At 40.2% G+C, this 23,599-nt stretch carries 23 protein-coding genes and 1 pseudogene; 14 read left to right on the top strand and 10 right to left on the bottom strand.

Translation table 11 applies throughout. The features are described from left to right. The first annotated feature begins 26 nt into the window (after positions 1 to 26). The 8 genes from Q9Q86_RS11695 (at position 27) to Q9Q86_RS11730 (ending at position 7,498) form a co-directional block, all read left to right on the top strand. Positions 27 to 995: a hypothetical protein gene (locus Q9Q86_RS11695; RefSeq protein WP_112986907.1), complete on the top strand. Its 969-nt coding sequence runs from the start codon at positions 27 to 29 to the stop codon at positions 993 to 995. A gap of 11 nt (positions 996 to 1,006) precedes the next feature. Continuing rightward, positions 1,007 to 1,768 carry a GH25 family lysozyme gene (locus tag Q9Q86_RS11700; RefSeq protein ID WP_075695877.1) on the top strand — a complete coding sequence of 254 codons (762 nt, stop codon included), beginning with the start codon at positions 1,007 to 1,009 and terminating at the stop codon, positions 1,766 to 1,768. Then, positions 1,758 to 2,825: a DNA polymerase IV gene (dinB, locus tag Q9Q86_RS11705; RefSeq protein WP_039046884.1), complete on the top strand. Its 1,068-nt coding sequence runs from the start codon at positions 1,758 to 1,760 to the stop codon at positions 2,823 to 2,825. The genes Q9Q86_RS11700 and dinB overlap by 11 nt, the downstream gene beginning before the upstream one ends. 298 nt (positions 2,826 to 3,123) lie before the next feature. Beyond that, the gene (gene creB, locus Q9Q86_RS11710; protein ID WP_039046885.1) at positions 3,124 to 3,846 is read left to right on the top strand and encodes a two-component system response regulator CreB; all 723 of its coding nucleotides are present in this window, start codon (positions 3,124 to 3,126) and stop codon (positions 3,844 to 3,846) included. Positions 3,847 to 3,888: 42 nt separating this feature from the next. Then, complete coding sequence (gene creC, locus Q9Q86_RS11715) at positions 3,889 to 5,322, top strand: two-component system sensor histidine kinase CreC (protein ID WP_235655795.1); 1,434 nt, start codon at positions 3,889 to 3,891, stop codon at positions 5,320 to 5,322. A gap of 75 nt (positions 5,323 to 5,397) precedes the next feature. After that, a complete protein-coding gene (creD, locus tag Q9Q86_RS11720) occupies positions 5,398 to 6,801 on the top strand; it encodes a cell envelope integrity protein CreD (protein ID WP_112986909.1) in 1,404 nt (467 codons plus the stop codon). A 61-nt stretch (positions 6,802 to 6,862) separates the two neighbouring features. Continuing rightward, positions 6,863 to 7,066, top strand: coding sequence for a hypothetical protein (locus Q9Q86_RS11725; RefSeq protein WP_004957220.1), 204 nt, complete (start codon positions 6,863 to 6,865; stop codon positions 7,064 to 7,066). Positions 7,067 to 7,141: 75 nt separating this feature from the next. Continuing rightward, positions 7,142 to 7,498, top strand: coding sequence for a RidA family protein (locus tag Q9Q86_RS11730; RefSeq protein ID WP_004957219.1), 357 nt, complete (start codon positions 7,142 to 7,144; stop codon positions 7,496 to 7,498). Here Q9Q86_RS11730 and Q9Q86_RS11735 read toward each other — a convergent pair. From Q9Q86_RS11735 to Q9Q86_RS11770, 8 genes are all read right to left on the bottom strand, one after another. Next, the gene (locus tag Q9Q86_RS11735; RefSeq protein ID WP_112986910.1) at positions 7,495 to 8,028 is read right to left on the bottom strand and encodes a DUF2726 domain-containing protein; all 534 of its coding nucleotides are present in this window, start codon (positions 8,026 to 8,028) and stop codon (positions 7,495 to 7,497) included. The genes Q9Q86_RS11730 and Q9Q86_RS11735 overlap by 4 nt on opposite strands. A 301-nt stretch (positions 8,029 to 8,329) precedes the next feature. Next, entirely contained in the window at positions 8,330 to 10,714 is a 2,385-nt protein-coding gene (locus Q9Q86_RS11740) for a YgiQ family radical SAM protein (RefSeq protein ID WP_004958398.1), read from the bottom strand. 201 nt (positions 10,715 to 10,915) lie between these two features. After that, positions 10,916 to 12,541 carry an IS66 family transposase gene (locus Q9Q86_RS11745; protein WP_308150308.1) on the bottom strand — a complete coding sequence of 542 codons (1,626 nt, stop codon included), beginning with the start codon at positions 12,539 to 12,541 and terminating at the stop codon, positions 10,916 to 10,918. Positions 12,542 to 12,615: 74 nt separating this feature from the next. Then, positions 12,616 to 12,951: an IS66 family insertion sequence element accessory protein TnpB gene (gene tnpB, locus Q9Q86_RS11750; RefSeq protein ID WP_157938043.1), complete on the bottom strand. Its 336-nt coding sequence runs from the start codon at positions 12,949 to 12,951 to the stop codon at positions 12,616 to 12,618. Continuing rightward, positions 12,948 to 13,331, bottom strand: coding sequence for a transposase (locus Q9Q86_RS11755; RefSeq protein WP_004762545.1), 384 nt, complete (start codon positions 13,329 to 13,331; stop codon positions 12,948 to 12,950). The genes tnpB and Q9Q86_RS11755 overlap by 4 nt, the downstream gene beginning before the upstream one ends. A gap of 82 nt (positions 13,332 to 13,413) precedes the next feature. Then, positions 13,414 to 14,619, bottom strand: coding sequence for an MFS transporter (locus tag Q9Q86_RS11760; RefSeq protein WP_112987657.1), 1,206 nt, complete (start codon positions 14,617 to 14,619; stop codon positions 13,414 to 13,416). A 78-nt stretch (positions 14,620 to 14,697) separates the two neighbouring features. Beyond that, positions 14,698 to 15,948, bottom strand: a complete 1,251-nt coding sequence (locus Q9Q86_RS11765; RefSeq protein WP_171293834.1) for an esterase-like activity of phytase family protein — start codon at positions 15,946 to 15,948, stop codon at positions 14,698 to 14,700. Between the two features lie 125 nt (positions 15,949 to 16,073). Then, positions 16,074 to 16,478: a helix-turn-helix domain-containing protein gene (locus Q9Q86_RS11770; RefSeq protein WP_112987659.1), complete on the bottom strand. Its 405-nt coding sequence runs from the start codon at positions 16,476 to 16,478 to the stop codon at positions 16,074 to 16,076. A gap of 81 nt (positions 16,479 to 16,559) precedes the next feature. Here Q9Q86_RS11770 and Q9Q86_RS11775 point away from each other — a divergent pair, with 81 nt between their 5' ends. From Q9Q86_RS11775 to Q9Q86_RS11795, 5 genes are all read left to right on the top strand, one after another. After that, positions 16,560 to 17,048, top strand: a complete 489-nt coding sequence (locus Q9Q86_RS11775) for a DUF2938 domain-containing protein (protein ID WP_112987660.1) — start codon at positions 16,560 to 16,562, stop codon at positions 17,046 to 17,048. A 14-nt stretch (positions 17,049 to 17,062) separates the two neighbouring features. Then, positions 17,063 to 17,626, top strand: coding sequence for a flavodoxin family protein (locus Q9Q86_RS11780; RefSeq protein WP_112987661.1), 564 nt, complete (start codon positions 17,063 to 17,065; stop codon positions 17,624 to 17,626). A gap of 4 nt (positions 17,627 to 17,630) precedes the next feature. Further along, complete coding sequence (locus Q9Q86_RS11785) at positions 17,631 to 17,861, top strand: DUF2798 domain-containing protein (protein ID WP_004917151.1); 231 nt, start codon at positions 17,631 to 17,633, stop codon at positions 17,859 to 17,861. A gap of 327 nt (positions 17,862 to 18,188) precedes the next feature. Beyond that, entirely contained in the window at positions 18,189 to 18,752 is a 564-nt protein-coding gene (locus Q9Q86_RS11790) for a lytic transglycosylase domain-containing protein (RefSeq protein WP_004917154.1), read from the top strand. A gap of 362 nt (positions 18,753 to 19,114) precedes the next feature. Further along, entirely contained in the window at positions 19,115 to 19,633 is a 519-nt protein-coding gene (locus Q9Q86_RS11795; protein ID WP_004957196.1) for a lytic transglycosylase domain-containing protein, read from the top strand. A 60-nt stretch (positions 19,634 to 19,693) separates the two neighbouring features. Here the strand turns inward: Q9Q86_RS11795 and cysK are convergent, their stop codons facing one another. Then, positions 19,694 to 20,695: a cysteine synthase A gene (gene cysK / locus Q9Q86_RS11800; RefSeq protein WP_112987662.1), complete on the bottom strand. Its 1,002-nt coding sequence runs from the start codon at positions 20,693 to 20,695 to the stop codon at positions 19,694 to 19,696. A gap of 333 nt (positions 20,696 to 21,028) precedes the next feature. Here cysK and Q9Q86_RS11805 point away from each other — a divergent pair. Further along, a protein-coding gene (locus tag Q9Q86_RS11805; RefSeq protein WP_140986748.1) for an IS3 family transposase occupies positions 21,029 to 22,104 on the top strand; the annotation gives its coding sequence in 2 pieces (ribosomal slippage) (positions 21,029 to 21,281 and positions 21,281 to 22,104; 1,077 coding nt in all). A 40-nt stretch (positions 22,105 to 22,144) separates the two neighbouring features. Here Q9Q86_RS11805 and Q9Q86_RS11810 read toward each other — a convergent pair. Then, a pseudogene (locus tag Q9Q86_RS11810) lies at positions 22,145 to 23,536 on the bottom strand (Na/Pi cotransporter family protein); the annotation flags it as partial. Positions 23,537 to 23,599 lie beyond the last annotated feature (63 nt).

The raw sequence follows: 23,599 nt of genomic DNA on the forward strand, positions 1-23,599 counted from the left end.
ATATCAAAAATAAGAAGGATTTAGAGATGATCATCCCTAAATATTGGGCTGAAGCAAAAACCAAAGCGAAATTTGAAGGTCGCCAATATACGATTAAACGCTTTGGTTGGTCAGATGAAAATATTGAAGCGGCTCAGCAGCATGCCGAGCAACGAGTCTTTGAGGCGCTTGAACAACTTAAAATAGATAAAAAGGTTCGGCGTATCGATCATAAAGTTGCTTATAACGGTGCAGAGGGCTTACCTATTCGAGAGGAAATCATCAGCCAGTACGATGATGTGATTATTACGCGTAATAGCTATGGTGCATTATGTCTAAACACACCTGATGTCTTATTCGCTGATATTGATTTTGTGACCCAACCTCATTCTAGTTTGTACTTCATCATTTTCTTTGTATTACTGGCTAGCAGCGGTTTAGGCGCATTTTATTTTTCTTCTTGGTTTATCTTTGGCATTGGATTTGTCCTTTCGCTTCTAGTTACGAGCCTGATTGCAAAATCGGTATTTAAATTCCAACAAAAACTTAAGGGCGCACCTGAACAACAAGCTCTAGAGAAAATTAGAGCGTTCTCAACACATTATCCAACATGGCACTTACGTGTTTATCGCACGCCCAATGGTTATCGAATTTTAGTTATGCATCAAACCTTTGAACCTCGTGGTGAGCAAGTTCAATCATTTTTCAAAGCAATTTATGCCGATCCCTATTATGACCTGATGTGCCAAAATCAAAATTGCTTTCGCGCCCGAATCAGTCCTAAACCGTGGCGAATAGGCGTAGAGCGATTAAGACAAGGTATATGGCCGATATCAAACGAGCGCATGGCACACAGAGAAAACTGGGTTCGTGAATATGAACAACAGGCTAAAGATTATGCATCGTGTAGATTTGTGGAACAATTTGGTAGTCAGATGGTTCATCCCAAAGCAAAACGAGTACAATCAATCCATGATCAGTATTGTAAATCCGACTCTCTATTAGACCTTGCATAACTTCTGACGACATGGCGAAAAAAACTGCGAAATACCGACTCTCTGAGCATTATCCAACTTATACCAGTATCGGTTTAGCCGTCATGTTAGGTATCGTCAGTTATTTCGGTTTGTTCTACCAACAAAAAGCTTCTGCACAAGATTATTCGATTCGCGGTTTTGATGTTTCACATCATCAAGGTGAGATTAACTGGAAAAAAATCTCTCCGATGCAATATCAATTTGTCTATCTCAAAGCCACAGAAGGTGGCGATTTTAAAGATCGTAAGTTTCAGGACAACTGGCTAAAAGCTCGCGAACAGGGGTTGCATGTCGGTGCTTATCATTTCTATCGCCTGTGTCGTGATGGCAAAGTTCAAGCTGAAAATTTTATCGCGACTGTTCCAAAGAAAGCAGATGCCCTTCCCCCTGTGATTGATTTGGAATATGACAGTAATTGTATTAATACCTATACCAAAGAACAGTTACTCAAAGAAATTCAGGTCATGCATGATCAATTACAACAACATTATGGCAAACAACCTATTTTCTATATTTCTAAGAGTTTTTATCACATCGTTTTGATGGGGAGCTTTAACGATACGCCGCTATGGGTTCGTGATTACGAAGCTAAACCTGAATTAAAAGACGGACGTAAATGGCTATTTTGGCAACACACCCAAACTGGAAAAATTGATGGGATATCTAAAGCAGTTGATTTAAATGTGTATGCGGATTCACCACGCCAGTGGCGTATCTTTCTTGAGCAGCAAGGCATTCAAGATGGCAAATGAGTTACGCAAAATCATTCATATCGATATGGATGCTTTTTTTGCCTCAGTTGAGCTGCGTGATCGTCCTGAACTTAAAGATTTACCAGTGGTCATTTCCTCACACCACCCACGTGCTGTGATTGCCGCTGCCTCCTACCCTGCTCGTGTTTTTGGTCTACGTTCTGCGATGTCGATGGGACAAGCAAAAAAGCTTTGTCCTCAAGTGGTGGTGATTGAACCTCATTTTGAGAAATATCGAGAGGTTTCAGCACAAATTCATCAAATTTTTCAGCAATACACACCACTCATCGAACCATTATCTTTAGATGAGGCTTATTTGGATGTCACTGAGAATCTAAAAAACATCCCGAGCGCTACTGAAGTTGCGACTCAAATTCGCGCAGATATTTTTGCCGTCACAGGACTGACAGCCTCTGCAGGCGTTGCACCTAATAAGTTTTTGGCTAAGATCGCATCTGATTGGAATAAACCGAATGGATTATTTGTAATCAAACCCCATCAAATCCAACATTTTATTCAAGACTTAGCACTGAATAAAATCCCTGGCGTTGGCAAAGTCACGCATGAAAAATTAAATCAATTAAATTTACACACCTTGGGCGACCTACAAAAAATAGAAGAGAACGTACTCATCCATCACTTCGGAAAATACGGTAAACAGCTGTATTTATATGCACAAGGCATTGATCATCGTCCAGTTAAAGCAGAACGTGAACGCCAACAAATCTCGAAAGAAGTTACCTTTGATGATGACTACACATTGAATCAATGTGCTCATGCTTGGCAGCCTTTAGCAGAACAAGTCTGGCGCAGTTTGCAAAAAAAACAACTGACTGCTCGTGGGGTAAACGTCAAACTCAAACTCAAAAACTTTCAAACCTTGCAGCATAGTAAGAGTTTTAAACTCCCTCTGCGCTCGCAGCAAGATTTAGAACAAGTGGTTTTGCAATTAATCGAAGAAATGCATATTGATCAAAGTTTTCAGTTCCGTTTAGTCGGTGTAGGCGTTTACCAACTACAGACGCATGAGGAAGAATCTCAACTTTCCTTGTGGTAACGTTGCTTTTTTATGCAAAAGCACAATTCTCGTTCAAATTTATGTTTGCTTTTTATGCGGTTTTCAGTACTCTAAGCATCGCAGTGACATTATCCTTGTCATTTGCTCTTGCTAAAGAAATCCTCGCTTTTAGCATTTGCTCCTGTGGTTGGCGTGACGATCAAATCCGAATATTACAGGGCACTTCAAGTGTCCTTTGCTTTATTAAATAATTATAAAAATGAGTATTCCTACTTTTCTCAACCATATCTTCCGCTAAACTAACCCAATAAAATTAGAAAATATTGATTAGTTAATCATGATGAATCAAAAACAAATTCTCTGTGTTGAAGATGAAGCTGCGATTATTCTTCCGCTACGTTATGCTCTTGAGCGCGAAGGCTGGAACGTGAGTTGGGCAAATACAGGGGCTCAAGCACTACAATATCTTTCAGAACAAGCTTTTGATTTTATTATTTTAGATGTTGGTTTACCTGATCAGAATGGTTTTGAAGTCTGCAAACAGCTACGCCAAAAATATCAAACACCTTTATTATTCCTCACTGCACGAGATGACGAAATTGACCGTGTTGTTGGTCTAGAAATCGGCGCAGATGATTATTGTACAAAGCCTTTTAGTGCACGAGAAATTGTGGCACGAATCAAAGCCATTTGGCGCAGAATGGAAATACAGGCGCAAAATATCTCATCACAACCATCAATCAGCCAAGTAGAAATACCCCTACAATCTGTAACATGGACGTGCAATCCACAATCGCTACAGATTCAATATCATGGGAAAACACTGCAACTGACACGCTATGAATATCGTTTGTTATTTTTACTTATTCAGCATCCTGAACAAGTGTTTAGCCGACAACAACTGATGGATCATATTTGGGAACATCCTGAGCATAGCCTAGAACGTACAGTCGATACCCATATTAAAAGTTTAAGACAAAAGCTTAAACAAATTACCCCTGATGATGATCCCATTCGGACACATCGAGGGTTTGGGTATAGTTTAGTGAAGTTAGGTTAACCAATGTCCATCTTTATCCGCATTTGGTTTTTCTTTAGCTTAGTGGTTATGCTGAGCCTGAGCTTTATTGCCTACACGTTGAATCAACAGGTTAAACCAAATGTCCGTCAAGTGGTCGAAGATACTCTCGCCGAGAATGCCAATATTATTGCCCAACTGATTGCAGAAGATGTGGCACAACAAAAAGTCAGTACACCTGAATTTGATCAAAAAATTCAAACAGCATTATCACGCCAACTCAATGCCACAATTTGGCAGCATCAAAAAGATGAAATTAACCAACAACTGTATATTACAGATCAGCACGGTATTGTCATCTACGACTCCGAAGATCAAGCCGTTGGGCAAGACTATTCTAAATGGAATGATGTTTATCTGACTTTACGCGGCAAATACGGCGCACGTTCTACTGCAACCAATCCTTATGATCGAAACAGCAGCGTGATGCATATTGCTGCACCCATTATTTACAAACAACAATTACTTGGTGTAGTTAGCATTGGTAAACCAAATCAGTCCGTGCAACCGTATATTGCTCGTGCAGAACGTCAACTGATTCATCAAGCGCTTTGGATCGCCGCACTGAGTTTATTACTCGCAAGCATGGTGGCATATTGGTTAAGACACAGCATTGATAAAGTGCGTCGCTATGCTCAAGCACTAGCACCCGTCAATCAAGCTCCATTTTTCTATTCTGCAAAAGAGCTCAACCAAGTGACACAAGCGCTCAGTGAAATGCGAGAGAAACTCGAAGATCGTGCTTATGTCGAAAATTATGTCAATACGCTAACCCACGAGTTAAAAAGCCCACTCACGGCAATTCAAGCCAGTGCAGAACTATTACAAGATGATTTACCCTTAGCAGATCAACAACAATTTGCAGCACATATTGTTGAGCAAAGTCATCGCTTACAATCTTTAATCGAACGCATGCTACTGCTCACACGCTTAGAGAAAAATCAGCACGCCTTAGAGTTTCAAAACATTGATTTATCAAAATTAATTCGGGATTGTTTGATACAACAACAGAGTGCTCTTCAAATTAAACAGATTCAAATAGAGCTGAATCTTCCTGAATATTGCGCAATCTATGCTGATCCCTTTTGGCTTAAGCAAGCAATCAATAATCTTTTAGATAACGCAAGAGACTTTTGCTCTGAACACGGTCTTCTCGCAATTCAACTCAGGGCAAATACCGTCACTATCACTGGTGGTATTGAAATTCTATTATTCAATGAGGGTGAAACCATCCCTGAATACGCTTTAAATCGTGTCTTTGAAACCTATTTTTCATTACCTCGTCCGCAAAATCAGCAACGAAGTACAGGTATTGGTCTGAGTATCGTGCAACAGATTATCCAACAGCATCAAGGTCACGTCACCATTCAAAATATCCCTGAAAATGATTTAGACTTCTTAGAGCAACACAAATCAGGAGTACTGGTAAAAATTATACTTCATCGAAACTTCACATAAGCTTCAATTACAACTCATTTAGAACGCATATCGATTCGAGATACTTGTCAGATCACAATGACAATGGAATCCACCATGCGCAGAAACTTTATTAATCTGAAAATAGGAGCGATTTTGTTCCTGATTTTGATTTTTTATATTGGTCTTTTTTTCATCTCCAACTTAGTAGATGAGCGCCAAAGCTATCAACAACAAGTAATTCGGGACATAGCAAAAGAACAAATTCGCCCACAACAAGTGATTGCACCCTATTTAAAACTTCCCTATCAAATTCAAACTACATGTACCGATGAACAAAAGAAAACTTACGATTGCACGCAAACAGCATTTATTACCTTAGGTGCAGAAACAACAGACTGGACAGCTGAATTTAAAGTTTCAGACAATACCTACAAACGTAGTATGTATAAAGCGATTAGTTATCAAAATCACATGCAAGGAAAAGGCGTATTTAAAGGCGCTACGATTGAACCTCAACACAACTATCTTTGGGATCAAGCTGAAATCATTTTCCCTATCCAAGATGCTCGCGGTCTAAACACAAAGCCAACGTTTAATATTGATGGAAAAAATTACAAATTTGACTTTTCTGAACAAAGCCAAGGACAGCATGGCTTTGATCTACTACATATCACCAGCAAGCAATATCCTGAACTGATCCAAAAACTCCAACAAGGTTTTAGCTTTAATCTGCAATTTGATCTAGAAGGTTTAAGCGAATTTGCCTTTATCCCAACCAGTTACGAAATGACATATCAAGCTAAAGGCAATTGGGGTGATGTGAAATACGATGGTCAAAGTTTACCGTTTAAGAAACTGAGCAAAAGACAACTTTTTGAAGCGGACTGGAAAAATATTGCTTTAGGTAAACGTAATTTAGATCGTCTCTCAACTTGTGAAAACAGTCAGTGTTTTTACCAAGCTTTAAATACTCAAAGCAATCTGATCAGTGATGTTGAAGCTGCTTATGCTACTTCAAATACATCTTCAAATAACATTTCTGGTATTTCAACGCAATTTTTAGAACCCGTTAATATTTATACCCAAACTGATCGTGCCATCAAATATGGCATTATGGTGATCATTATTACCTTTGGTTGCTTCTTTTTATTCGAGGTTTTGAAGAATCTCAAAATTCATCCTGTTCAGTATGCTTTGGTTGCCATGGCACAAGGCGTGTTCTTCGTCTTATTACTATCAATCAGTGAATATTACGCTTTTTCCCTTGCCTATCTGATTGCGGCAGTTGCATGTATTGGCTTGATTACTTGGTATTTATACTTCGTCGTTCAAGGTTTTAAAGCCGCCATACTCTTCGGTGTTTTGCTCAGTGCTTTATACGGCATGATGTATCTATTACTACAATCCAGCGGAAAAACGTTCTTGTTCGGCTCCATTTTGTCTTTCATTTTAATTGCATGCGTCATGTACATCACACGCCACGTCAATTGGTATCAATCCGAACAACAAAACATATAAACGAATCGGGCAAGGTCGTATCTTTGCCCAATTTTTAACAATGATGATAAGGAATAAGATCATGTATCACACGACCACTTCAGCTCTGAGCCAACTCAAACAACTGTGTCCCAACCAGAGCTCTATTGCGAGCTGTTTAAATCAACTTCGACAAGCCAAAATTCAATTTCTGAATCTCGGCAATATTATTATTTGCCCACAATCCCGCTCTATTTTGATTTTTAAACAACGTAAGTTAATGGAAATAGAAACTTTTTCAGCCTAATTTAAACAAATTTACACTGCATCAGAATTGTATCAAGTACAATCTTTTCTATTGTTATTCATTCAGGTAAATCTTATGTCTGTGCAGCGTTTGCATGTTACTTCTCGTTACTGCGAAGTCGCAATTTCAGGAAATTTGGTTCATTTAGCAGGTCAATTAGCTGATGATACCAGTGTAGATGTGACTGCTCAGACACAGCAGACTTTAGATAATATCGATCGTTTACTAGCGGAAGCAGGAACAGATAAAACCCATATTTTGTCAGTGCTTATTTTTCTTAAAGACATCGAGAAAGATTATGCCGCGATGAATGCGGTTTGGGATGCATGGATTGCTGAAGGTCATCCCCCAGCACGTACCTGCGTAGAATCTAAACTCTATGCACCTGACGTACTAGTAGAAATGACCGTTACTGCTGTTCTTCCAGATTAAGACGATTTTGCAGCAAACATACTGTACTTCATCATACGTTCTGTTTGAGGCAATGAGGTAGATGAAGTTGTCATAATGGTGTTTGATTCATAAGGATCAGATACCAAATCTTCACGTAATTCATGTTCTGTTGGAATACTACTGTAGCGTAGCACTTTATAACCAGCCAGCTCCAACAAACTATCTTGATAGTATTTTTGATTCAAACGATTAATTGAAGACTCATCTGCAATCTCAATCACAGCGAGAACCTGATATTGTTGATCAAGCACAACAAAATCTGCCATTAGTCCTTGATACTTACGGCGTGTATGCGCATATTTTGTTGTCAATAAAGCATCAAAAGACACGTGTGCAAGTACAGTATGACGTGGCAAAACAGCCTGTAAGCGCATAAGTGTAATTTGTTCAGAAATCGTGAGAATGCCGCGGCGTTTTAACGGACTATCTTGACGTTGATTTTGATGCATACGCCGAAGCGCGAGTGCTGCAATTATTAGCAACCCAGCTAATGTAATGAAATAATACATTTCTAACCAATCCCTTTAGATTTTTTATAATCATTTGGCTTTATGCCATTTTTTTAATCAATAACAGCGATAGCAAAGTCATTTTAGCAGTGCAACTTTAAAGTTTTTAATCGTTTTCTACTAGTCGACCAAAGTCGTAAAAGTTGTTCTGCTCTTTATTTATAATCATCATAGCTTAAATTTTCAAGTTGATATTGTCAGTATATGTTTCTATAAATTGTAGTTTTACACTTAAATTGTGATTATTTTGACATTTTCAGACAAAAAGAAAGGGAAAGCATGTTTCCCTTTCTTTTAAATATTAACGATGAGCTTTAGCCTTAGGTTTACTCTTTCCTGAAAATGGCTTTTTATCACCAGTTTCACGCGGTGGTAAACCTGTATGTTGCGTTAAGATTTGTCCTTTTTGTGGACGTTTCTGACTCGATTGAGACTGCGGACGAGACTGTTGACCACGTTTTACAGAATCACCAGCCACGGTCGAGTTTTTCTTACGAGCAGACTTATATTCACCTTCAGCCGTGCCTTGTGGCTGATAGGTTGGAATCAGATGCTGTTTCGAATTACCAATTAAATCCGAACGCCCCATTTCTTTCAGTGCTTCACGTAATAAAGGCCAGTTATTTGGATCATGGTAACGCAAGAAAGCTTTATGCAAACGACGACGTTTTTCGCCTTTCACGATATCGACATTTTCAGTATAACGCGCCACTTTAGACAATGGATTCTTGCCTGAATAATACATAGTGGTTGCAGTTGCCATTGGCGATGGATAGAAGGTTTGTACCTGATCGGCACGGAAACCATTCTTTTTCAGCCAAATCGCCAAGTTCATCATGTCGTAATCCGTTGTACCCGGATGCGCAGCGATGAAGTAAGGAATTAAATATTGTTCCTTCCCTGCTTCCTTACTAAAACGTTCAAACATTTGTTTAAAGCGGTCGTAAGTTCCGATCCCTGGTTTCATCATCTTGGATAATGGACCATGTTCGGTATGCTCAGGTGCAATTTTCAGATAGCCACCAACATGGTGCTGTACCAACTCTTTGACATATTCAGGGTTTAATACTGCGAGATCATAACGCAGACCAGAACCAATCAAAATCTTCTTCACGCCTTTGATTTCACGTGCTTTACGATAAAGCTGAACCAATGGCGCATGATCAGTGTGTAAGTTTTGACAAACACCTGGATAAACACAAGACGGTTTACGGCAGTTCTTCTCGATTTCAGGGTCATTACAGTGCAAACGGTACATGTTTGCCGTTGGACCACCTAAGTCTGAGATAATGCCTGTAAATTGAGGTGCAGTATCACGGATCTTTTCAATTTCACGCAGAATTGATTCTTCAGAACGGTTTTGAATAATACGACCTTCATGTTCAGTAATCGAACAGAACGTACAACCACCAAAACAACCACGCATGATATTCACAGAGAATTTGATCATATCAAATGCAGGGAAACGCGCATTACCATAAGCTGGATGCGGTAAACGTGCATAAGGTAAATCAAAGACATAATCCATTTCTTCCGTTGTTAACGGAATTGGTGGTGGATTAATCCAAACATCACGTTCGCCATGGCGTTGTACCAATGCGCGAGCATTTCCTGGATTGGTTTCCAGATGCAAAATACGGTTGGCGTGCGCATACAGCACTTGATCATTGGCGACTTCTTCAAAAGAAGGCAAACGAATCACAGCGAGTTCACGTGGAGGTAACTTATGTTTAATCGCTTTGGATGGCGCAGGTTTTAACTGTACGATCTGCGTATCTGGATCAAGTTGATCCCCTTCACGAACGATTGGATTGGTCACAATTTCTTTTTGGAAATTTTGATATTGTGCGAGTGAGTTGCCTTTTTCTTTTTCAACTTCACAGCCATCAATATCTTCAGTCATGACATATGGATTGATAATTGGGTCTACACGACCAATCGTATCCACATCATTACTTGCGATTTCAACAAATTGTGCTTTTGATGCTTTATTGTGTTTATTAATAATAAATGCAGTACCACGAACATCAGTGATGTCATGAACTTTCTCACCTTTAGCTAAACGATGCATCACTTCAATGATTGCACGCTCACCATTTCCATACATTAATAAATCGGCTTTAGAATCCATCAAGATTGAACGGCGAACCTTGTCTGACCAATAATCATAATGAGCAATACGACGTAGGCTACCTTCAATCCCACCGAGCAATACTGGCACATCAGGAAAAGCCTCACGGCAACGCTGACAATACACCGTGGCAGCACGATCTGGACGTTTATTCGGTTCATTATTTGGCGAATAAGCATCATCTGAACGGATTTTACGATCTGCCGTATAACGGTTAATCATCGAATCCATATTGCCCGCAGTTACGCCCCACGCAATGGTTGGTTTACCTAAAACACGGAAACTTTCAACATTGGTCCAATCTGGTTGAGCAATAATACCTACACGGAAGCCTTGTGCTTCGAGCACACGCCCAATCACACCCGATACAAAAGATGGATGATCAATATAAGCGTCACCACAAACTAAAATAAAGTCACACGCATCCCAACCGAGTAGATCCATTTCTTCTCGTGACATCGGCAAAAATGGTGCGGGTTCAAAACACGACGCCCAATATTTGTCGTAATCAAACAGCGCTTTAGGCGCAGTCTGCTTGGTATAGGCAGTAGACATAGCTTGCGAATCTCGGCTAGCAGATGAAGGAGAGACATCTAAAGATGAAAGCCGATCATTTTAACATGAATTCAATTCATTTTCCCTGTTTATAAAGCATTCAAGAACAAGGAGATAACAAATTATTTGTACAAAGTTTATTCAGATTTAATAATTTAGGCTGAACGTTGGTAAGCGTCCGCTGAACCCCATGCCTATTTTTTAATTTGAGTTGGATTTCCAGCGATGTGGCAGTAATTCTTCTATTTGGGTCGCTTTATGCGTCGGCAGCCTTTTCAGCACATCACTGAGATAGGCATACGGATCCAACCCATTCAGCTTTGCTGACTGGATTAAAGTCATGATATTTGCCGCTCGCTGTCCACTGCGCAGCGAACCTGCAAACAACCAGTTCTTACGGCCCAATGCCCAGGGGCGCATTGAGTTCTCTGCCCAGTTATTGTCAATGGGTAGATTGCCATCATCCAGATAGCGGCTTAAGGCTGGCCAACGCTTCAGACTGTAATTGATGGCCTTGGCGGTTGGAGAACTCGATGGCACCGTCAGATAATGTTGGTTGAGCCATTCATACAGTTGTTGCATCACCGGTTGGCTGTGCTGTTGTCGGTATTCGCGGCGGTGTTCTGCTGTACTATCGGTCTTTTTCCTGAGTTCGGCTTCTATCGCATACAGTTTCTGAATCATCAGTAATGTCTGTTCAGCGATCTGACTTTTCCCAGTCACATGTAGCTCATGGAATTTACGACGTGCATGCGCCATGCAGCCCACCTCAATGACATCGCCTGATTTAAAGCGTGCTTTATAACCACTGTAATCATCACAGACCAGATAACCCTGCCAGCCATTCAAGAACTCTGCAGCATGCTGACCTGAACGGCTATCCTGAAAGTCATAGATCACCGCTTGAACTGGATTGTACTGTGTAGTGGCATAGGCCCAGACATAACCTTTCTTCGGTTTTTTCTCATCATCACCCATCCGCATAATGGTGACTGGTGTTTCATCTGCATGGATCACCCGCTGTTGCAGCACCACCTGTTTTAAGGCATTGGCCAGAGGTTCCAGTTCCACACCGCAGCGACCTATCCAGTCAGATAAAGTAGATCTGGACAGATCAATGCCCGCCCGCTGATAGATCAGGCGCTGACGGTACAGCGGCAAATGATCGGCATACTTCGATACCAGCACATGGCTGAGCAGTTCAGGTGAAGCAATGCCTTTATCAATCACATAGGCGGGCATCGCTTGCTGAGTCAGGGTGTCACACTGATCACAGACCCATTTGCCACGCACATGCTGTTCCTTATAGAACTGTGCCGGTCTGAAATGCAGTTTTTCACTGATATCTTCGCCGATACGACGTAACTGGCAGCCACAACTGCATTGGGTTGATGCTGGTTCATGCTCAATACGAATGGTGTGTAGATGATCGGGCAGCAGTCGACGTTTAGGTTTATTGGTTTTGGCTTTCTGTGTCGCTGCATCGGTTTTATCTGCATTCAGCCGTTCCAGTTCCAGATCAACAGCAGCAATATCTTCTTCAACCGCTTCATCCCAGAGATGGATTTGTTTTGCAGTGAGATGTTCGTTTTTACTGCCGAATTTGTGCTGTTTAAATAGTGCGAGTTCATGCTCGTATTTTTGATTGAGAATAGAAAGATGTTGAACTTTAGAATCTAATTGCTGATTGGTGACTTCAAGATGTTGAACTCTGGCATCTAATTGCTGGTTTGATTGTGCTAGAGACTGATGCTGCAGCGCCAACTGTCTGGTAAATTCCAGCAGTTGTTCATGGGTCAGTTGGCTTAAGTCAGGCAGCGTATTCATGACCGCAGTATGCCTGAGGTCATGAGAAGAATGAAATAGAACGTTTGGAGAATAGCGGAATGGAACAGCCTGGTTTAAAGCATCGTCACCACCTGCTGTCGTCCAATGCGCTGCCAGGGCAAACCCTGGATCAGTGCCTGTAACTGTTCCGGGCTGAGGGCCACGGTTTCACCTTGGTGAAGCTTAGCCCAGTGAAATTTGCCCTGTTCCAGCCGCCGGGCACACAGCCAGATGCCCAGTCCATCATGCACCAGTACTTTCATACGATGACCACGTTTATTACAGAACAGGTAAGCACAGTGCGGCTTGATCGAGCCAAAGGTTCTCACCACCTGAGCAATGACAGTATCCATCCCTGCTCGCATATCCAGAGGTTGGGTAGAAAGCCAGATTTCATCAATGCGGATCATGTTGCAAGTGCCTTGAGTAATTCTGCTAAAGCAGATATTTCTGATACTTGCCATTTCAAGCCAATTTCTGCTTTTGAGTGGGGTAAAGTAATTTGAACCGTTAACATGTCAGTAGGAGTAGGATCTAATGGTGCAGAGCAAGATAAGGCAATAAATGCAGGTTTATTCGGTAGTGGTGAGCGATCATTCCCTGGCTTACCATCAATTAAGCGAATCCATTTGGATACAAGATTTGTATTCAATCCATGTTGCAAAGCGACCGAAGCAATTGAAACGTCCGGTGCTTTACAAGCCTGAACGATCTGCTGTTTAAATTCAGCACTGTATGTTCTTCGTTTTTTCGCAAGAGATGCGATGGATGTCTGGTGATTTGTAGTCATAAATTTTAGTCCCCACTTGTTTTTAAGTGGGGACTAAATTAAGGCTTATAGGATGAATTCATAAGGTGTGTTCAGCGGACGCTTACGAACGTTGTAATTTACCAAGATATAAAGCGGATACTAACCCAATCACCAAAACCACACTCACACTCAAATTAATTCCAATCCAGCCAAACTGCTCCCAAACCAATCCACCGAAGCTGCCGAGCAAACTTGAACCAATGTAATAGCAGAATAAATACAGCGAGGATGCCACTGCACGATATTGAACTGCTTGTACTGAAACCCAACTACTTGCGGTCGAATGCGCTGCAAAAAATGAAAAAGCGAAGATAATCAAACCGATCAAAATTGACCATAATGATGGAATGAGTGTAAACCACAAGCCAATCATCATCGTCATTAACATCATCGGCAGAACTTTATCTCGTCCATACTTAAAGCCCCATTGCGCGGCTTTAGGCGAACTATAAATACCTGCTAGATAAGCAATCGAAATCACACCAATCCATGCTTGTGATAAGTGAAATGGTGCTTCTAATAAATGATAGCTAATGTAGTTAAATACTGTCACTAAACAGCCCATTAAGATAAAACCTTGGGCAAATAAAATCCTTAATTTTGAATCTTTTAAGTTTTGTTCAAATGCATCCTTAAAGCGAGAAAACCGAAAGGGATACGGTTTAAAGTGCTGCGATTTGGGCAATAAAAAATAAAATAAACAAGCGATAATCAGATTTAGAAAACCAATAATATAAGTAGCAGATTGCCAAGAAATAAAATCAACTAAAACTCCCGCGATTAAACGCCCTCCCATTCCACCAATTGCCGTACCTGAAATATATAGCCCCATGGCAAAACCGATATCTTTTTGTGCGATCTCCTCTCCAATATAGGTCATTGCAACCGCTGCGACACCACTCACTGCTAAGCCAATAAAAATACGAGTAGTCAGAAAAATTTCCCAAATCGGAAATGAAGCACTAATCAGCAATAATATGGAAACAAAAAATAAGGCAAACACCATAATCCTTTTGCGTCCATAACGATCAGATATGAATCCTGTGAACAACAAACCAATCGCGAGTGCAATGGTTGAAAAAGATAAAGGGAAACTACTGTGGGTCGGTGTGACCCGAAAGAATTTTGCAAAGATTGGCATCATCGGCTGTACACAGTACAAAGATGAAAAGGAAGCAAAACCAGCAAAGAACAAAGACCATAAAATCGCGGTAAACGATTTTGAACCATATTCAATATGGGTTGGGCGTGTAACTGATTCAGACATGAGGACTCCTTCTGCCTGATCAGTATACGCTTTCAACCGAAATGAGGAATGACCATTTCGGCTAATTTTACCCGACGTTTAAAATAATGCTTTCGGCAAACGAATCTGGATAATTTCGTTGTCGTCCGCAAGTTTGGCATTACGTCCCGAAGAACCTGGGAAATTATTGTCATTCAATACAGTTAATGTCGTTCCATTTTCAATAATTACATCTTCAATCGTTTCAAATGGGAAAGCAAAGACCTGACCTGTTCCAATATCCCCTTCACGCGCTGTGCCATAGAGTAAATTTGGATTGGCAATTTTGATTAAATCCAACAAATCTTCACGCACTACCATTTGTTTAGGCTCGGTCAAAGTAACTCGTATCAGCTTTTTATACCCACCTAAATTATTTTGGCTCGCATCACGTTCGATGATGATGCCATCTTTATCACTAAACAATTGGAAATCACCGATATTGGTTGCCTTGCTATTTAAAGCGAACCAATAATATTGTCCCGTATAGCTTTTCTTCTGAATATCAAATTGAGAAATCAGAAGTTGACCTGTAGCATCATTCAGCAATGGCTTTTCCAGTAAAGGATATAGATATTTGCCATCTGGAGAAATCGCCATTCCCTCAAAGCCCCCACTGCGCTGTACCAAAGGCTCAACAAAATTGATGTTGGCTTTGTTGAATTGGTTTTGAGGGGAACGTAGTTCTTGGGCTGAATTTAAAGGATTAGGCAATCCAATTGGTGCATCCAATAAAACTCCTTCTGCTGAGAAATGTAATAAGTAAGGGCCAAACTCATCACCGATCCAATAGCTCCCATCTACTGCACGTTGCATCGACTCAGGATCAAAATCGGCACCCGTTAATAATCGTTCTGAAGTACTTCCATTCACAATTTCAAATGGAATACGTTTATTGGGATCACGTAATTGAATAAAGCTTTGGACTGAAACTTGCCCTGTACCTTTATTTTTTGTTCTGAAATCGGCTTTGATTTTATAAATACGCAATAAATAATCCGCTGAATTGTCTTGCGTACCAAAACCATTATCAGACATCGCCATATAACTACCGTCTTCATTTTTCAAAGCAGCCGAGAAACCTTGTACAGGTTGCCCTTTAAATGGTGGGTAAATACCATTAGCGCCACTGACAGCGTTGCCAGAATCAGGTCCAATCGCATAGGTTTCTACAGGCAGCTTAGCAAAAGAGATCAAGGTTGGCTCAGTCACTTGATCTACCGATGTTTTTTGATCTTGATCATCATCATTACATGCCGTTAAAGCCAAAGCACTACAGCACAATAAAGCCAATAAAGTTTTCTTGTTCATGGTTTTATACATTTGGTAAAAATTAAGAAAAATTAGAACAAGTTTTTATGAAACTTTGACTTCAATAAAATGACATCTTTATGGCGATGCAATCCGATGCTTTCTCCTTAAAACTCTATTTTGTTTTAGAGTTTTGTGGGCTGATATTCACCTGCAATCGCAGCTTTTAAAAAATTCTGAAAAGTCGGACATTGCATATGATTTTCTGCGGGACATATCGCAGCATGTCTCAATCCTTCGCTAATAAAATGTAAACGTCGTGTCATTTGTTCTAATTGTTCTGCCTTATCATTCAGCATTTTCCGATCCAACTCAGGCTTTCCATCCTGCCCAAACATGCTTGCAATTTCATCCAATGAAAAGCCTGCTGCTCGACCTAATGCAATGAGAGCCAGTTGATCCAAAACTTGTTTACTGTACTGACGACGTAAGCCATGACGACCAATCGATTTGATTAACCCTTTCTCTTCATAAAAGCGCAATGTCGATGTCGTGAGCTTTGCTTTTTTTGCGACTTCACCAATATCCATAAATCCCCCTTGACTTCAAGTTAACTTGAACTTGCACAATCAATTTATCAGATTTTATTGGTAAAGGCTCTAGGTGATGAAATGAATGTGTTGGAACGATTGATTTACATTTTTGGACTTGGTATTGGTGCAACCATCATCATGGATATTTGGTTGTTGATACTAAAAAGATTCAATATCCCAACGTTAAATTTTGCTTTACTTGGGCGTTGGGTTGGCTGGATTTTGCGTGGAAAAATCCAGCATCAATCCATTGCTCAAAGTCCAGAAATTCGACATGAATATCTACTTGGCTGGATTGCTCATTACAGTGTGGGTGTCATTTTCTCTTTCAGCTTTATTTTAATGGTAGGCCAAAATTGGTTGGCTCAACCTCAATTTCCTTCTGCACTTTCCTTTAGTGTCATCACTGTTTTGATCCCTTTCCTGATCATGCAACCCGCGATGGGTTTAGGTATCGCTGCCTCAAAAACACCTCAGCCTTTTATTAACCGCATCAAAAGTTTGATCAATCACAGTATTTTTGGGTGTGGTTTATTTCTCACCGCTGTATTGCTTAATTTTTTCTAATCGAGGACGACTCCATGAAATCTATCGCAATTATCTATCATAGCCGCCAAGGTCATACACAATCTATTGCAGAGCAAATTCAAATAGGTGCTGCACAAGTAGAGAATATTCAAATTGATTTGTTTACAGCAGAATCATTGATGGCTCATCCAGACCTCATCACCCAATATGATGGACTCATTTGGGGTAGTCCAACTTATTTAGGCGGTGTTTCAGGCACCTTCAAACAACTGATGGATCTCACAGGACCATTATGGAAAAAGCAAAGCCTAAAAGGAAAACTCGCGGCAGGATTTACGGTTTCATCACTTCCTGCTGGAGATAAACAGTCGACACTCATTTCACTTTTCACCTTTTGTATGCAACACGGTATGATATGGATTGGTAATCCTGTTCTACCTGAACAACATCAAGGTATACCTTATACTCAGGCACTCAATCGTCTTGGTTCTTGGTCAGGTTTAATGGCACAAGCTGAACATCAAAGTGCAGCCAATGCGTTTGATTTTGGTGATATTAAAACCGCCCAATTATTCGGGCAAAATTTTGCATTAAATTTAAATGCAATTCAGAGGTGATTACGTGAAGGCAGCAAGTCTTTTATTTCCATTCATATTATCTTGCATGATGTCATTTCTCATCTCAGGAATTACTACCTTTAAAGCGGTAGGTTTAATTGATAACTTCTTTTCAATGTGGATGTCAGCTTGGATTGTGGCGTGGATGTTTGCATTTCCAAGTGTATTAGTCTGTGCACCGATTGCTCAAAAGCTAGTAGCATGGATAATAAAGACAGCCAATTTGAAGCATTGAGATATTCAACTATGTAAGCCACAGCCTACACGAAATCAGGTGATTAACGCATATACAACATGCCAATACTTACCTAGAATGCAAGACATAGAGACAGGATGTCTCATTTAAAATAATAAAAAGCACAGGACGTGGTCATCGACAGGAGTTGGTGATAGCACCAAATACGAAGAAGCCTCGACAGGAAGTCGAGGCTTCTTTTTTTCTAAATTAAGTCAAGCCTAAAATATAAAAACCAACGATTTTGCCTATGAACTATCATTGACCCGAACTAGGCCTCTTTTTACTATCCGCGTGCTTTTATAGAATGGACACACTTTTTTCACGATGATAACGCGATACAGATTTTCTTTTACTCAGTTTCAAAACAAATGTCTTAAACTCAGCTTTATAGTTATTAGTGCCTACTTCATCGTTGCATGTACAACAACAAAATCACCAACAATCAACCATTCACAACAATTTTCACAAGGCATTCAAACGGCTTTTTCTGTTCATCCAACGACTGCAAATCGTGTCGCACCCATGATTCTGCAAAGTGCTGAATCTTATAACATTTCTCCACATTTACTTGCTGCACTGATTCGACAAGAATCTAGCTATATCGCCAATGCCAGATCATCAGCAGATGCCGTAGGTTTGACCCAAGTACGTCCCAAGTTTTGGCAACAGACCTGTTCTGGAAATCTTTATGATGAACAGATTAATATTAATTGTGGCGCATACATTCTTGCAAAATACTATCAAGCGACTGGTGATTGGTTCAAAGCACTTGGTTATTACAATGTCGGGCCAACCGGTTATAAAAGAAGTCTTTACATGCGCAATCAAGCACATCGCTACGCCAACTCAGTAAAACGCCATGAGCAAGCTTTAAAAGAAGCATTATGATTACATCATGTACGCATATACGTACATCAGTTGCGGTGATTAGCGAATATACGACTAAAGTATAAAGCTCTATTATAAGAATCATAAAGAGACAGGAAGTCTCATTCAGAACAACAAGAAGCACAGGACGTGGTCGTTGACAGGAGTTAACGGCAAGAAACCAAATATGAAAAAGCCTCGACAGGATGTCGGGGCTTTTTTTATATCTAAACAATGCTCTTCACATGATCGCAAAATAACTATTATTGACTCATTTACATGGTGTTAATACCATCAATTCATCTTTGTACTTTTGGTTTATTATTTTGCAATTCTTATTCAATCATACTGATCAATACAGTCGTATCAATAAATTTAATGGAATGATTTTAAAAATTAGTTTGATCATGATAGCGATCAGTATGACAGCATGCAGTAGTTTAAGCGGGTCATTTGCAAACCGATCTAATCAATTGTCTTCAGGTTTGCAAAATGCTTATTCTGTTGCTCCAAATACTGCCAATCGTTTATCTCCTATGATTGTGCAAAGTGCTGAACGTTATGATGTTTCACCGACTTTACTTGCTGCACTAATTCGCCAAGAATCAAATTTTAATAGCTCAGCGCGTTCTCCCACAGGTGCGATTGGTCTAACTCAAATTATTTCTAGTTATTGGAGTACATCTTGCCCTGGCAATTTGTATGATGAAAATACCAATATCAACTGTGGTGCTTATATTCTTTCTAGCTATTACAAATCTGCTGGCAGTTGGTCTAAAGCTGTAGCGTATTACAATGTTGGACCGACAGGCTATGAACGTAGTTTTTGGACTCGCCATAAAGCGAAGAAATATGCACGCTCAGTTAAGCGCCATGAAAAAACCTTAAAGAAAGCCTTATAAGAATGAAGTAATAAAAAAACCATGCGCTTAGGCATGGTTTTTACTCACTAAACAATAGAATCAAACTTCGTCAAATAAACCTTCAAATAAAACAGAAGATAAATAACGCTCACCACTATCAGGCAAGATCACCACAATGGTTTTACCGGTATTTTCAGGACGTTCTGCAATTTGAGCTGCTGCTGCTAAAGCTGCACCACTTGAGATACCAACCAAAATGCCTTCTTGAGTTGCACACTTTCTTGCCCACTCAATCGCATCGGCACTATTTACGGGTACAACCTCATCCACCAAATCCAAATCTAAGTTCTTAGGAATGAAGTTTGCTCCAATACCTTGAATCTTATGCGGTGCGGGTGAAATGCTTTCGCCATTTTTTGTTTGAGTAATGATTGGAGATTCAGCAGGTTCAACTGCGACAGAATAAATTGGCTTATTCTGAACTTGCTCAAAATAACGAGAAATGCCAGTAATTGTCCCGCCCGTGCCAACACCTGCAACTAGAATATCAACTTCTCCATTGGTTGCCTGCCAGATTTCTGGACCTGTAGTGTCAACATGAATCTGTGGATTGGCTGGATTTTCAAATTGTTGTGGTAGAAAATAAAGCTCTGGATTTTCCGTTGCTAAACGAACCGCTTCATCTACTGCACCTTTCATACCTTTAGCAGGTTCAGTTAAAACAAGATTCGCGCCTAAAGCTTTTAATACTTTTCTGCGTTCTAAACTCATACTGGCTGGCATTGTCAAAGTGATTGGATAACCTTTTGCTGCTGCAACGAATGCTAATGCAATTCCTGTATTGCCACTGGTTGGTTCAACAATATGCATACCCGCTTTCAACACACCACGCTTTTCCGCATCCGCAATCAAAGCTGCACCAATACGGCATTTCACTGAGAATGCAGGATTACGACTTTCAACTTTTGCCAATACTGTTGCGCCAGTTTTAATCAGACGATTGATACGAACCAATGGTGTATTACCAATCGCTTCAGCATTGTTTGAATATACTGCTATCCCTAAGTTTGCAGGCGTTGGAAATTGTTGATCGGTCGACATGTTATTTCCTTATTAGATTTGGAATGATTCTCAATCATTATAGGCTTGTCAGCTGAGTAGGAAAGTAGAAAACGTAGGATTTATGAAAAGTTATATTTTAATGAGCTAACTCTACTTCATCATCCACTAATATGTGTGTTGTATCACTCAACAAGATTGCTACACGGCTACAGTGAACTATAAGATGTTCCAACCATCTTTGCGCAGCTAAGAGCTCTAAAGTATAAGTCGCAGGAATATTCTTGTTTGCAGCATCTTCTATGGTAATCCCCCCTAAAAATAATAGGATCTAAAAGTAGAATTTTCTCTTAAGATACGAGCAGGAGATTCTGCATGAAAACATCTAAATTTACTGACAGTCAGATCATGTCCATCTTGAAACAGGCAGAATCTGGCACACCTGTAGCGACCCTTTGCCGTGAACACGGCATGAGTAATGCTACCTTTTATAAATGGCGTGCCAAATATGGTGGTATGGATACATCATTAATGGCTCGACTGAAAGAGCTAGAAGCCGAAAATACCAGACTTAAAAAGATGTATGCGGAAGAGCGATTAAAGGCCGAAATCATCCAGGAAGCGATGGCAAAAAAGTGGTAAAGCCATCTTGTCGTCGTAAGATGGCACAACAGGCAGTTGCCCAGCATGCCATTAGTATTCGTTTGGCTTGTAAAGCATTTGGCATTAGTGAAACCTGCTACCGCTATCAAGCCAAACTCAGCGATGACAATGCACTTATTGCTGAACAGCTCATTGAACTCACTGAGGAAAATTCCGATTGGGGCTTTGGTTTGTGCTTCTCGTATTTACGGCATGTTGAGAGTTGCTGCTGGAATCACAAGCGTGTTTACCGTATTTACTGTGAGCTGGCATTGAATCTGCGGATCAAACCAAGAAGACGATTAAAACGACATGTACCTGAACCATTGAAGGAACCAACTCATCCAAATCAAATATGGTCATTGGATTTTATGCATGATCAGTTAAGTGATGGACGAAGTTACCGTTTGCTTAACGTAATTGACGACTATCGACGTGAGGGTTTAGTGATTGAAGCAGGTTTTTCACTGCCTGCACTGCGCGTCATTCGTACACTTAACCAATTGCTCGAATGGAGAGACAAACCGCTTGTGATTCGCTGCGACAATGGACCTGAATTTATCAGCCACGAATTCGTACGTTGGGCAGCTGAGCATGGTATCCGTATTGAATATATTCAACCAGGCAAGCCACAACAAAATGCTTATATCGAACGATACAATCGTACAATGCGTTATAGTTGGGTGAGCAAACATTTGTTCGATACATTGGAGCAAGTACAAGATTATGCAACACAGTGGTTGTGGCACTACAATCATGAACGACCACATCAAGCTAACGGAGGCAAACCACCTTTGATGGCTGCTTAACCTCTACTTTTAAATTCAGTTATTTATGGGAGGATTACCCTATCAGTTGTTGTCGAACAAATTCTTGTTTCTCTTTCAGCTCTTCGACTATTTCAGTTAATTCATTTACCAATGATTCAGGTAAATTTGAAAAAGGTTGCTGCAGTAAATAAGAAATATTCTGCTCCAAAACTGTGGCGAAACGCTGTGCTAAATCATAAATAATGCTTTGATTTTGAATAAATTCAATTTTAGAAACATCAGCTAAATCATTTTTAAGCACTCGAACATACACAACTAACCGTAACAAAATAATAAAGCGCTGCTGATCAATATTCGACTGTGGAATCGACATTTCTTTTAGATACTGCTCAACTTTTACAAGTGTATGATCATATTCACTTATATTTACAAGTGAAGGAATAATCTCGTTTCGGATACAACGAACCAATACACTGTACATATCTGCAATCGACTTCAATAATGCTCGTTCTACTGCTGCAATTGCCAATGCTGGAACGCTATAAAGTGACTCATCCAAATAACGGGTCGTCACAGGCTCTTGTTCAGGTAGTAAACGGATAATCAGTTGCTCAAATTTAGGTAAAAGAGGCATGAAAATACATGCTCCCAATAAGCTAAAAGCTGTATGAAATGCTGCAACTAACAATACTTCATCTAATTGATGGATCGCATCCACATGTTGATATGCCCATACAAAGATTGGAGACAAAATAAGAAAAGCAAAAATTGCCGTAACTACATTAAAAATAACATGAACCGCTGCTGTCCGCTTTGCACTTGTGGTCGCTCCCATCGCCGCGAGTACTGCTGTTGCGACGGTCCCAATGTTCTGACCGATCACTAATGCTAAAGTTTGTTCAAAATTGATTGCTTGAGTAGATAATGCTGCCAATGTCGTTGTTATTGCTGCACTTGATGACTGTAATAGGATGGTCATCAAAATGCCTATCACCACTAAAATGACCTTCATTATAAGTGTTGGCTCTGCCCAACGAGATAAATCAATAAGTTCAGCGATACCACTCATCACATCTTGTAATATTTGAATTCCAAAGAATAGCAGGCCGAATCCAGCTAAAGTTAATCCTAAAAAAGAAACTTTTTCATTACCTAATACTTTAAGCAGAGCTCCAATTCCGATCATAGGTAAGGCGAAACTTGCAATTGAGAATTTCAATCCCAGCAGTGCAACTAACCATCCCGTACTTGTTGTCCCTATGTTCGCTCCGATAATCACTCCAATTGCATGACTAAAACTAAGAACGCCTGCACTGACAAAACCAATTGTTGCTAAAGTAGTAGCTGTAGAGGATTGTACAACTACAGTTAGACCAATCCCTGATAAAACAGCTTTAATCGGAGAATTTGTAAATCTAACTAACCATTGTCGTAGAGCTTCACCAGCGATTGCTTTTAAGCTATCCGTCATCAGAGACATGCCTAAAAGGAATAGGCCTATACCACCTAGCAACTGGATAATTACATTCAATGC

The sequence above is a fragment of the Acinetobacter sp. A22 genome (assembly GCF_030913345.1).
Classification (GTDB): Bacteria; Pseudomonadota; Gammaproteobacteria; order Pseudomonadales; family Moraxellaceae; genus Acinetobacter; species Acinetobacter junii.